Source organism: Bacillus sp. 22475 (assembly GCF_052044835.1).
GTDB lineage: Bacteria > Bacillota > Bacilli > Bacillales > Bacillaceae_G > Bacillus_A > Bacillus_A cereus.
On record NZ_JBQENW010000007.1, the window covers coordinates 154,034 to 166,335 of the forward strand.

Below are 12,302 nucleotides of genomic sequence, written 5' to 3' on the forward strand. Positions count from 1 at the left end.
ACTTTAATTAGTGGGGCTATCTCCCACTGATTATTAACCTACACCAATCGGGCTTTTACGGGATAAAAAATGTCAAAAGAGGTCGTACAAAACTTACGACCTCTTTTTATATACTTTAAAGGAATTGTCCCGCCTTCTAGCAAATACAATTACACTAACAATAAAAACTAGGAGTGTGGCACCATGAAAAAAATCGGAACTATGCTACTTCTCTCCTTCCTCATCACTGGATGCACACAAGCACAACCTGATTCAAAAGCATCTAAAACTGAAGCTGTCGCAACGTCATCCAATCAAGTGAACGCACCTTTCTTCTTTCATCTTAGTGTTTTAAAAGATGTAAATTGGGAAGAAGCCCCCTCATTCATAGACGGAAAAATACCTTTAAAAGGCATCGAAGGAAAAATCGCAATGGCTGATAGTCCTATTATCGCGAATGAACAAAATGAAATAATGTGGTACTTTCTAGATTCTGAAATACCAACTGGAAAATTGTCTATTATTGCGCTAAAACAAGGATCTGTAACTCCGACACCAGTACTCTTTCAAAAAGAAACTTCCAAACAAACTTGGACTACTTCAAATACAATCGATTCTACTACAAGCGAACTCCCTCTCGCTATGTCACTACCTTCATCTGGATTATGGTTATTAAATATATATGTGAATGAAAAATATTATAATCAGTTTGTAATCACCGCTAAGTAAAGTGACAAAGATAAATCACTTCCTTACAACAATGTAATTTCTACGTCATGTACTTCGATAGTTGAATTATCTCTCTTCTCTTATACTTAAAGTAAGAAATGAAACGAGGAGAGATGAGAGATGAAAAAAATGATAGAAGTGATCGTAGCAGTAACTGAGGTTTTAGTGAATGGTAAACAAGTTGCAATGGAATTAAATAAATAGTGAAGAAACATAAATAATTCTACACTTCTTCATTATTTTGATTTCTTATCTCATAAAAGCAGTGCCTTTTAGGCACTGCTTTTATCTATTAATAACGTGGTATTTTCGTAATTTGTGCCACGCCTGAATCAATAGCTGCTTTCGCTACTGCTTCTGCAACACTTGGAACAACTCTTTTATCTAATGGATTCGGGATTACATAATTCGCATTACGTTCTTCATCAGTAATGATGTTAGCGATCCCATATGCTGCCGCTAATTTCATCTCTTCTGTAATATCAGTTGCGCGCACATCTAACGCACCGCGGAATATTCCGGGAAACGCCAATACATTATTTACTTGATTCGCATAATCCGAGCGCCCAGTTCCTACTACAGCTGCCCCAGCCTCTAATGCATCCTCAGGGAAGATTTCTGGAATTGGATTCGCCATTGCAAACACAATTGCTTTCTCATTCATCGTCTGTACAAGTTCTTTCGTTAATACGTTAGGAGCAGATACGCCAATAAAAATATCAGCTTGGTGAATCGCTTCTTTTAACGTTCCACGTACATGTTCACGATTTGTCTTTTTTGAAACTTCAATTTGTGCTTCGTTCATCCATGTTTCACCTTCACAAACAATGCCTTCTAGGCTAACTAGCGTAATGTGCTTTGCACCAGCCTTTAATAATAATTTTCCAATTGCAATTCCTGCCGAACCCGCACCGTTAATAACGATTTTCACATTATCCATTTGTTTGCTAACAACTTTTAATGCATTAATAACAGCTGCTAAAACGACAATAGCTGTTCCATGTTGATCATCATGGAATACAGGAATATTCGTTTCTTCTTTTAATCGTTTTTCAATTTCAAAACAACGCGGTGCTGCAATATCTTCTAAATTGATCCCTGCAAATGTAGGCTCTAAATTTTTTACAAGGGTAACGATTTCATCCACATCCGTCGTCCCTAAACATAATGGGAAAGCATCTACATTCGCAAATTTCTTAAATAAAATACTTTTTCCTTCCATAACAGGCATAGCCGCTTTCGGTCCAATGTTTCCTAGACCAAGTACCGCTGTTCCATCTGAGACAACTGCTACCATATTGCCACGTGCTGTATAGTCATACACTGTTTCTTCATCTGCCGCAATTGCTTTACAAGACTCCGCTACACCTGGTGTATACGTCAGGCTTAAATCATCCGCTGTATTTACTTCTACTTTACTTGTAATTTCAATTTTCCCTACTAATTCTTTATGCAATAACAATGATCTTTCATTAATTTGATTTTCTAACATACTAATAATCTCCCCTTAATTTGACAAGCTAGCTATATGAATATAGCTAGCTTGTTTGATCATGAAAACATTTTTAATAAAATTGTCGCCGTTACAACCATTGCTGCCCCGCCTAAACGAGTCGAAATTTGCGCGAACGGCATTAATTCCATACGATTTGAAGCTGATAAAATAGCAACATCTCCAGTTCCGCCTAAACCGCTATGACATCCAGTTACAATCGCTGATTCAACTGGATACATTTTCATCACTTTCCCTACAAGAAAACCTGATACTACCATTGTCAGAACAACTGATGCACAAACAACAACATATCCTACAGAAAGAACTGCCGCTACATCTTTTAGCGGAATATATAGCAACCCTAATCCGACCATTAACGGCCAAGTTAAATTCTTCGAAATAAATTTATATAAATGGAATGCTCCTTGCTCCATTTTTGCTGGCATTAATTTAAAATATTTCACAAGTGCTGCTGAGAAAATCATAATGATTGCTCCAGGAATACCGATGAACTTAGAAGCAAATCCTCCGAAGATGAAGAACGTACACGCAATTAATAAACCTGCTCCCATTAATGAGAAGTCAATTGGCTTCTCTGTATTTTGTTCTTTTAATAATTCTGCTTGATTGTCTGTTTTCACTAATACACCGTTACCACTAAGCTCCGGTTTCTTCTCACCTAAACGCTTCATATACCCTGCACTCACGATTGCGAACATATTTCCAATAATAGCTGCTGGGATAAGCTGTGATACAAACGTTGCTGATGATTCATTTAAAATATCACTATAAGCTAGCGACAATGGTAAAATCCCTTCCCCGATACCACCACTCACAATTGGTACGATGATAAAGAAGAATGTGTGCTTCATTTCAAATCCAAATAATGAACCGACCAATAACCCTACTGCTACAGAAGCTAACGTCCCTACTACTAAAGGAATAAACATACGAACGAAACCTTGTACTAACACTTTACGATTCATTCCTAAAATACTTCCGACTACTAAACAAGAAATATATAAATATAAAAAGTTCGATTTTTTCATTAACATAGTCGCAGCTTCCATTGAAGCTGGATTCATCCAGTTAAAAAATACAAGTAATGATGGAATAAATAACGAAAGTATTGCTGGACCACCGATATTTTTTAAAATTGGAATTCTCATCCCAATATCGCCTAAGAAAATACCCATGATCATAATAACTGCAAATCCACCAATCATATCTGCTGGCAATTTATTATATACAGATGCCCCATAAATAATAGCAGCCAATACTACATATAACGGTAAAGGTATAACACCGATTTTTACATTCATAATTTTAGAAGCGAAAGATTCTCTTTGTGCTTCATTCCCTTCAGAAAATGATACCGCTTCCACATTCTTTTGAATTCCCATATGGCACCCCCTCGTTTTCTTAATAACAATATTAAAACGCTTTCAATAGTAAAAATAGTTTTTGTAAGTTTTGTAATTGATTTTGTAATTAAAAAAAGTATAAGCGACTTATAATAAGTCGCTTATACGTAAAACTCTATTTTATTTTGGTCAATACATCTTAATTTACTCACTGGTCTTCCCACATGTTGATACACCATTTCGTTTTCTAACACTCCAATTTCAGTCAAAAACATTACATACTTTCGAATAGAAACTCTTGAAACTCCTACTAATTGTGCCATTTCATCTGTTGTAAACGCTCGTCCATTCAACGACTCGATCTTCTGCCAAATTAATTGCAACGTTTGCTTCGTTAATCCTTTCGGAAGCTCTTTCGTGACAGTAGGCTCTCTTTTTTCTTTTTGTAAAATTAACGAATCTAATTCCGATTGACTAATTTTTTGTTGTTCTTTCATGAAAGTAAGTTTTTCTCGATATATAGTTAATGCCTCTTTAAATCGTTCGAATGTAAATGGTTTAATTAAATAATCTACAACTCCGTATTGTAATGCTTTTTTAATACTTCCCATATCATGTACAGCTGAAATCATTATAATATCGATTTCTTTTTCTTGGTTCCGGATATACATTAAAAGCTCAAAACCAGTCTCTTCAGGCATAAAAATATCAAGTAATACTAAATCTACTCGTGATTTCTCTAATATTTCTATCGCCGACTTTACTGAGTTAACTGCTTGAACAAGCTCAAACCCTCCTACTTGCTCTAAATAATGCGTATTTAACATTGCTACCATCGGGTCATCTTCTACAATTAAAACTTTAATCATATTTGCCTCTCATCCCTACCTTTAGGTATTTCAATTGTTATCGTTGTTCCCTTTCCTACTAATGAATGCATATGAATTTCCCCATTTATTCGCTGTATACTTTCTTTTACAAGATACAAACCATAACCGCGGTTATCTCCCTTTGTGGAATAACCTTTCGTAAATAATTCCTCTATTTCTTTTTCTTTTATACCTTTTCCCGTATCTTGTACTGTAATAGTTAGTATATCCCCATGTTGTATCTTAACTTCAACTTGCTTCTTTTCACAATTCGTAACTGCCTCTAATGCATTATCAATTAAATTTCCGACAATCGTAATAAGTTCATGAGTAATACTTTCATCATCTATTTCCGGCATATAAGAATCTTCACTTATAATTAATTTTATATTTTTCTCTCTAGCATAGCTAAGCTTACCTAGTAAAAAACCAGCAAATACTGGACTTTTTATTCTTTTCATAACTCCACCAATTTCATATTGATGCTCTGATACCATGCCGCTTATATACTTCTGTAATTCTTCATACTGTTTCATATGTGTAAGCCCTAATACGACATGCATCTTATTCATAAACTCATGAGATTGTGCCCGTAATGCTTCTGCATATAGTCTAATACCAGTTAGTTCCTCTGCTAGTTTTCTAATCTCTGTTTTATCACGAAATGTTGCAATTGCACCAACTATTTCTCCTTTTACATATAAAGGAACTCGATTCGTCACAATCGTAATTCCGTAAATATTTTGTTCTTCGTTTAATTGTACTTCTCCCGTTTGCAATACTTCTTTTATACGTGAATTTGGCATATACAACTCAACATCTTTACCGATAAAATCTTCTTCAAGTCCGCTTTTTTTAAATAGACGTTTCGCTTCATTATTAATTAACGTTACTCTAGCCTCTTTATCTACAGCAATAATACCTTCCTTTACAGATTGTAGCATCGTATTTCTTTCTTCAAGAATTTTTGCTATCCTGTGCGGCTCAAGACCGAATAAACTTTTCTTTATATGTCTAGCTAGCAATATTGCTCCTATAATTCCGACTAATACACCAACTCCGACACCAATATAAATGATATGTCTACTTTCCTTAACTCTCTCTTTTACATTATCTGCTGAAATACCAACAGCCACTGCTCCAAGTTGTTCACCTGTTTCAGAAAATATTGGTACAAACACTCGCATGGAAATACCTAAAGTTCCTTCTGCTAACGATACATGTTCCTTTCCTTTCAATACAGGCCCTTCATCCCCGCCAATAAAATGATGACCTATTTTTTGAGGATCTGGATGAGATTTTCTTATTCCATCCATGTCCATAACTACAATAAATTGAACACCTGTGTTTTTTAATATCCTATTTGTATACGTTTGGATTGCAGAGGTATCTGCTTTCCCAACCAAACCATCAATTACAATCGAATCATTCGCCACAATGTGTGCAATTGTTTTTGCCTTCTCTGCTTGGCTATCCTCCGTCGTCCGTTCTACATTATGACTAATTAATATATCTGTCACAAGTAAAGAGAAAATTACAACTGTACAAACTAACAATGTAATCGTTTTCCATAAATTCCATAGTCTTTTTCTTTTTTTCATCCCGTTAATGACTCCCCTAATTGCTGAATAGAAAAATAAGTAAGGTGATATTATTTTCACCTTACTTATCTGCTGTTATTATACTTTAAATTTACTAGTCATCGCTTGTAGTTCTTCTGCCATCTCAGCTAAGTTTTGCGAAGCTGAACTAATTTCCTCCATGGAATTAACCTGTTCTTCTGTTGAAGCTGCAACACTTTGCATACTAGCTGTATTTTCTAATGCTGCAGCTGCAATTTCATCAATAGCATTTGTCACTTCATTTGCATCTCCAGCAATTCTCTTCGTTGTTTCTACCATTTGATTAACTTGAGAAACAATGTGTGTAGTAGAACTTAAAATTTCCGTAAAACTTACTTTCGTTTTTGTTACAACATCAAGGCCTTGTTGAACTTCTCCATTCACATTATCCATTGCCTTAACAGTATGTTCAATATCCGCCTTAATTTCTGCGATTAAATTTGCAATCTCTCCAGATGACTCTCCTGATTGCTCTGCTAATTTTCTAACCTCATCTGCTACAATAGCAAATCCTCGTCCCTGTTCACCTGCTCTTGCTGCTTCAATAGCCGCATTCAAAGCTAATAAGTTCGTTTGAGTAGCGATGTTTTGAATTGCTTCAGAAATAGCTCCTACCTGCTTTGATTTCTCATCAAGAAGTTTAATAATAGCATCTGACTCGGATACTGATTTAGAAATAGACTGCATTTGTTTTGCGGTTTGTTCAACTAAATCTTCTCCCTCTTCAGCTCTTTCTCGCGCATGTAATGAGGAAATAGAAATTGACTCTGCACTTCCAGTTACATCTTGAATTGCTGTATTTACTTGTTGCAATGTAGCCGCACCTTCTTCAACACCTTGACTTTGTGATTCAGCCCCACCTGATACTTGTTCCATTGCAATTGTAATTTGGTCTGTCGCATCATTTGCTTGCTGTACGCTCGCTGTTAACTCTTCTGCCGATGCTGCAACATGTTCTGCTGAAAAGCTAATTTGGGTAATAACATCTTGTAAAGACGTAGACATTTCATTAAATGAATTCCCTAATTTTCCTATGTCATCCTTGGAATGGATTGTAATTTTCTCTGTTAAATCTCCCTTACTAATTTTATATGCCGATTCAGCTATTTTTCGTAATGGCCTTGTAATAGACTTTGTAATGAAATAAATTAATACACTACCAAATGCAATAGCAATAGCAATGACAATCAAAGTCTTATAAAACACTGGACTGGCAGCTTGGGTAATTTCTTCATCGAACATAACGCCAACTACTTTCCAGCCCGTTTTCTCATTTGTTGCAAAGATTAAATTCTTTTTATCATCTTGTTCTGTATAAGACACATTTCCTTGTTTATCTTCATAAATTGGTTTAATCCAAGGATCAGTAACTTTTGCACCTGGTTTTCTAGATGGATGACTAACAATTTGCTTATTTTGATCTAAAATAACTGCATAACCTTTTTCACCAATGTTAATCATTTTGGAAATTTTTAAGATGTTATCTAAGTTTAAATTAATTCCTATAACACCTTTACCATCTTTTACTTCTTTTGCAATCGTCACTACCATATTTTTTGTAGATGCTGACTGATATGGCGCAGTAACAATTACTTTCCCTTTATTTTCATGTGCTTCTTTATACCAAGATCTATCTGTTGGATTATACCCATCAGCCATTTGAATAAATGGTTCTCTTATAAACTTTCCCGTCTCTGTTCCAATATAAATACCTTCTACTTCTGGATGAAGCTTTATATATTGTGCTAACTTCGTTCTTACTATTTCTTCTTGTCCATTTGGATATGTATCCTCTGTTAAGATGTCTGCAAAGTACGTCGCATCAACAAATTTCTCTTCTATATTTTGAGAAATAACAGTATTTAAAATCGAAATATTCTCCTTTGCTTTATCTGTCATTTGATGTTCAAAATTTGTTTTGGCAGTTTGATATGAAACACCACCGATAATAATTCCTGGTATAGTTAAAATAATAAAAAATGAAATGATTAATTTTTTATTGATACTCATACATTTAACCCAGTTAAATATTTTTTGCATAATAAGCCTCCTTTATGTAATGTGGATACTTGTGTCATTTTATACAATTAATATATATAAAACAATATATAATGATAAAATGCAATTTTTTCTTCAATTATGCATTTTTACATATTTACTCCCTATAAGTATTTTAAACATAAAAATAAGAGAACTTTAGCATTATATATGCTAAAGTTCTCTCATTTCTTAACAGCTTCTACTCTACAAAACTTCTCTTATAATCCTCAAATCTTTACCCTTCGCCTTATAGTCATATTACTAAAACTCTTCGTCCTAATTTATTTGGCGCTCTTTACATAACTAATTGCCTGACTTCCCATTTGTACCCATGCCTGTTCAAAGGTTTCTCTCGGTACTTTTACATCTAAGCTATCCTCAAGTGGATCTCGAATATATACAGATTCCTGATCATATCCAATAAGTACAACACAATGTTCATTATACGTAATAGAAACATCTCCACTATTTGTTTCCCATGTAGTAAATTCATCTTCATCTAATGGTACAAATGTTGCATTCGTAATCATGACTACCGGTTGTCCTGCTTTTACACTCTTATAAATTTTTTCTATATTCTTCCCTGTTAAGTCTACAGCTTTATTAGGTAAATATTTTTCCGCCAACTGAAAAAGTGGCCCATGATATACAGCGTATCCTGATTCAGAAAATGTGTAAATATTACCTACAAATCCTTCATTCGGATTCCCGCGCACACCATCATCTATAAAATCAACTTTTTTTATTTCATTTGCTAATGTCATCTTATCCACTGAAACACCAGCGTATTGTAACATCATCGCTAAGCTTGTCACTTCACAGCCTCTATCTAGCTCTGGTAGTTGCTGAATTAATGGTACACCTGATAAAATGGCCTTTTCATCATTATTACTAAATTCCGGTTCTTTTCCATTTTGTATATTGAAGAATGTCAACTTCTCCACATACTTTGTAATTCCATTTGTATATACACTCCATACAGCTATAGCTAGTAATGCTATACATATATACCACTTAAACCTCCGTATCACTCTCACGCCCTTTTTAGTTCGTTAAATAAGAATAAAATGCGTCAGCATCCGTTCGAATCATCGGTACAAAATTTAGTTCTTTTCCTTTTTCAGGCTGATCTTTTTTTATCTTTTCCGCTAACTCTTGAATATTCATATTCATTTTATCCATATTAAGCTCATCTGCCATTTGTAGCACCTTTTGTTCATTAATTTCTCTTAATACTTGATATATATCTTTACCGTACAAATCAATATGATATTTTTTCGCTTCTTCCTGTACTTTTTGTTCGTACACTTCTTGTGCTAACTCTTCGATTTCCTTCCCTTTTTGCGAAATGTCTAACTTCCCTGCTTCTTCTCTTACTTTCGTTCCGTAGATTTCTTCCGCAATGTCTTCGATTTCTTTTCCATTTGTTGAAATACCTAATTTATCCGCTTCATTTTTAATTTTAATCGTATTAATTTGATTAATTAAATCTACAATTGATGTATTCTCTATCGATATGCCTAGCTTTAAGGCTTCTTGTTTTACTTTTGTTTCATAGATTTCTTCAGACAGAGTTCCAACATCTTTTCCTTCAATCGATATGCCTAACTGCTCTGCTTCTCTTCCTACTTCTGTTTCATGAATTTCTTTTTCTAACGTAATTTGTTCTTTCCCTTCCGTTTCAATACCTAGTTTCCCTGCTTTTTCTTCTGTATGCACTGCATGTATCTTACCATTGTTCAATTGTTCCTTACTGCGCTGCGTGTAATCAGTCTTTCCTTTTGATGTTTCAGAAGGAGAGGCACCCCCTAATATACTTAAACTCATTACTCCAATAGCGAATACCGTCATCATTTTCTTTTTCAAAGTTATTTCCTCCCTCTTACACTTTCTTTTTCATCATTCCCATAATTTTTTTAATACTATACATACATCTCATCGCTGCTTGAGATAACATTATGATCATTAAAATTCACTCACGTACACCTCTATACTCTCTTCTTCACGTAACGAAATTTCTTTATGCCATACATAATATAAATAGTTTCTTAACTTTATCTTAAAAAAAGACGACCTTGTAAAAACAAGATCGTCTTCTTACTTATATTCTTTGATTTTTAGGGAATATCACTTCAAAGCAAGTTCCATCTCCCCATTTGCTCTCTACTGATATTTTTCCATAATGCTTTTCTACAATCCAATTTGCGATTGAAAGACCTAATCCAGCTCCTTCTGACGTACTTCTTGCTTTATCCCCTTGATAAAAACGATTAAATAATTTCGGAATATCCTCTTCTTTCACTCCTATCCCGTCATCTTTCACCTGTATACGAATTGAACTACTCGTTTGCGTGCAATCGATTTGAATATGCCCACCTTCGTTTGTATACTTCATCGCATTATCTAACAGTATGACCATCATTTGATGAATCCTCTCTCTATCCCCCATAAAAGATACACCACGTTCTACTTTTAGCATCATTTCTTTTTCTTGATAAGAAGCAATCTCCTTATATGGAGCTACTATTTCTTCTAACAATTTATCAAGTTCAAATGTTTTCTTATCCATCTCAATTTGATTAGAATCAGAACGTGCTAGCAATAATAAATTACTAACGAGTTTCGATAACCGCCTACATTCTTTTGAAATTGTAGAAATATCCATCGCTTTTTCTTCTATCGTAGCGGATGGTGACTGGAATAAAACATCCGTTTTTGATTGAATAACTGCAAGTGGTGTCCTGAGTTCATGTGATGCATCAGAAACGAATTGCTGCTGTTTCTCCCATGAATTTTGAATAGGTACAAGTGCTCTACCAGCTAGGAAAAAGCCGATACCTATCGCACAGAGGCTTCCTATGCTACAACCTATAACAAGGATTAAAAATAAAGTATTTAACATTCTTTCTTCCGCTGTTATATCTCGCACGATTTGAACTATTTCTCCATCTTTTTGAAGCGAAAATACTCTAAAATATCGTCCTTGTACTTCAATATCTTGTAACTCCTCTAAATTTTTTGGAGAAAACTTTTCCAAATTCTCTTCAAAAATAGAACGGAATTTACGGTTATCGCCCTCTATTTTCACTATTTTTCCATTCCAAGTTATTCTAGTTACTCGCGGATCTCCAATTTGGATATTCTCCATGCGTTTTCTTGGTGGTATTTTCACATCTAATTTTTCTCTATACTGAGCCATCATTTTTATAGATTGATCCACTTCATTATAAATACGCTTATATGTATATGAATAAATAATACTACCTAATATACCTATTAATAGGATAAATACTAATGAATTCACTATAGTCAAACGAATGCGTGTCTTTTGAAACATACTTCCCTTTTTCATTGTTCTTTTAATATATATCCAATACCTCGAACGGTTTGAATATCTTTCTGATAACCGAATGGTTCTAATTTTTTACGTAAATGATGCACATACACTTCTACAATCGCTACTGTCGTATCTGAATCAAATCCCCAAACACGATCAAAAATTTGTTCACGCATTAAAATCTTCCCGCTATTTTGAATGAGGTACTCTAGTAGCTCATATTGTTTCAATGTCAACTTAATACTTTGTCCATCTACTTGAACGTCTTTATCTTTTCCGAACAATTCAATCCTTTTATAACGAATCGTTTGCTGCGTTGTTAAACTACCACTTCTGCGTAGTAAAGCACGAATTCTCGCTTTTAATTCAGGGGCCTGGAATGGCTTAACGATATAGTCATCTCCACCAAAATCCAATCCCTTCACCCGATCTTCTAAAGAATCTCTCGCTGTCAAAAACAGGACTGGTGTTTCAATCTTTTCATCACGTATTTTTTGAATTACTTCAAATCCGTCCATCCCTGGCATCATCACATCCAGCAAAATTGCATCATATATATTTTGAAGCGCTAAAAACAATCCATCTTCTCCATTTATTGCCGTATCTACTTCAAATTCATCACGCAAAATTTGTACGATAGACTCTAATAACGAGGCATTATCTTCTACTACAAGTAAGCGCATGCTCTCACCTTCCATCATGTAGTTCAATTATATTTGTTATTACGTTTCTTCTCTTCATAGCAAAAGAATGTAGTTACATTACGTAATTTCATTTTTAACTATTTCCTTCTAAAATTTTGAAGTTTTATTATAAAAGCTTTGTCTTAAATTTACCTTAATAAAAAATTGAAAGAAATAAGATTCC

10 protein-coding genes and 1 pseudogene are annotated in these 12,302 nt (G+C 34.4%); 1 reads left to right on the forward strand and 10 read right to left on the reverse strand.

Going from position 1 to position 12,302, the window contains the following annotated elements:
* The first annotated feature begins 183 nt into the window (after positions 1-183).
* Positions 184-708 carry a DUF4871 domain-containing protein gene (locus tag ACTJJY_RS13890; protein ID WP_440605747.1) on the forward strand — a complete coding sequence of 175 codons (525 nt, stop codon included), beginning with the start codon at positions 184-186 and terminating at the stop codon, positions 706-708.
* A gap of 292 nt (positions 709-1,000) precedes the next feature.
* Here ACTJJY_RS13890 and ACTJJY_RS13895 read toward each other — a convergent pair whose 3' ends face one another.
* From ACTJJY_RS13895 to ACTJJY_RS13940, 10 genes and pseudogenes are all read right to left on the reverse strand, one after another.
* On the reverse strand, positions 1,001-2,200 hold the full coding sequence (locus ACTJJY_RS13895; RefSeq protein ID WP_440605748.1) for an NAD(P)-dependent malic enzyme: 1,200 nt from the start codon (positions 2,198-2,200) through the stop codon (positions 1,001-1,003).
* A gap of 59 nt (positions 2,201-2,259) precedes the next feature.
* The gene (locus ACTJJY_RS13900) at positions 2,260-3,606 is read right to left on the reverse strand and encodes a 2-hydroxycarboxylate transporter family protein (protein WP_440605749.1); all 1,347 of its coding nucleotides are present in this window, start codon (positions 3,604-3,606) and stop codon (positions 2,260-2,262) included.
* 122 nt (positions 3,607-3,728) lie between these two features.
* Positions 3,729-4,436 carry a response regulator gene (locus tag ACTJJY_RS13905; RefSeq protein WP_440605750.1) on the reverse strand — a complete coding sequence of 236 codons (708 nt, stop codon included), beginning with the start codon at positions 4,434-4,436 and terminating at the stop codon, positions 3,729-3,731.
* Positions 4,433-6,037 (reverse strand): sensor histidine kinase, encoded by a 1,605-nt coding sequence (locus tag ACTJJY_RS13910; RefSeq protein WP_440605751.1) that lies wholly within the window; start codon positions 6,035-6,037, stop codon positions 4,433-4,435. Before ACTJJY_RS13910 ends, ACTJJY_RS13905 begins: the two co-directional genes overlap by 4 nt.
* 78 nt (positions 6,038-6,115) lie before the next feature.
* Positions 6,116-7,063, reverse strand: coding sequence for a methyl-accepting chemotaxis protein (locus ACTJJY_RS13915; RefSeq protein WP_440605808.1), 948 nt, complete (start codon positions 7,061-7,063; stop codon positions 6,116-6,118).
* Positions 7,055-8,098, reverse strand: a pseudogene (locus tag ACTJJY_RS13920) (cache domain-containing protein); the annotation flags it as partial. The gene ACTJJY_RS13915 and the pseudogene ACTJJY_RS13920, both read right to left, overlap by 9 nt.
* A 281-nt stretch (positions 8,099-8,379) precedes the next feature.
* Positions 8,380-9,129 carry a C39 family peptidase gene (locus ACTJJY_RS13925; RefSeq protein ID WP_440605752.1) on the reverse strand — a complete coding sequence of 250 codons (750 nt, stop codon included), beginning with the start codon at positions 9,127-9,129 and terminating at the stop codon, positions 8,380-8,382.
* Positions 9,130-9,142: 13 nt separating this feature from the next.
* Complete coding sequence (locus ACTJJY_RS13930; RefSeq protein ID WP_440605753.1) at positions 9,143-9,964, reverse strand: transporter; 822 nt, start codon at positions 9,962-9,964, stop codon at positions 9,143-9,145.
* 235 nt (positions 9,965-10,199) lie between these two features.
* A complete protein-coding gene (locus ACTJJY_RS13935; RefSeq protein ID WP_078401632.1) occupies positions 10,200-11,450 on the reverse strand; it encodes a sensor histidine kinase in 1,251 nt (416 codons plus the stop codon).
* Positions 11,447-12,118, reverse strand: a complete 672-nt coding sequence (locus tag ACTJJY_RS13940) for a response regulator transcription factor (RefSeq protein ID WP_440605809.1) — start codon at positions 12,116-12,118, stop codon at positions 11,447-11,449. The genes ACTJJY_RS13935 and ACTJJY_RS13940 overlap by 4 nt, the downstream gene beginning before the upstream one ends.
* Between the last annotated feature and the right edge of the window lie 184 nt (positions 12,119-12,302).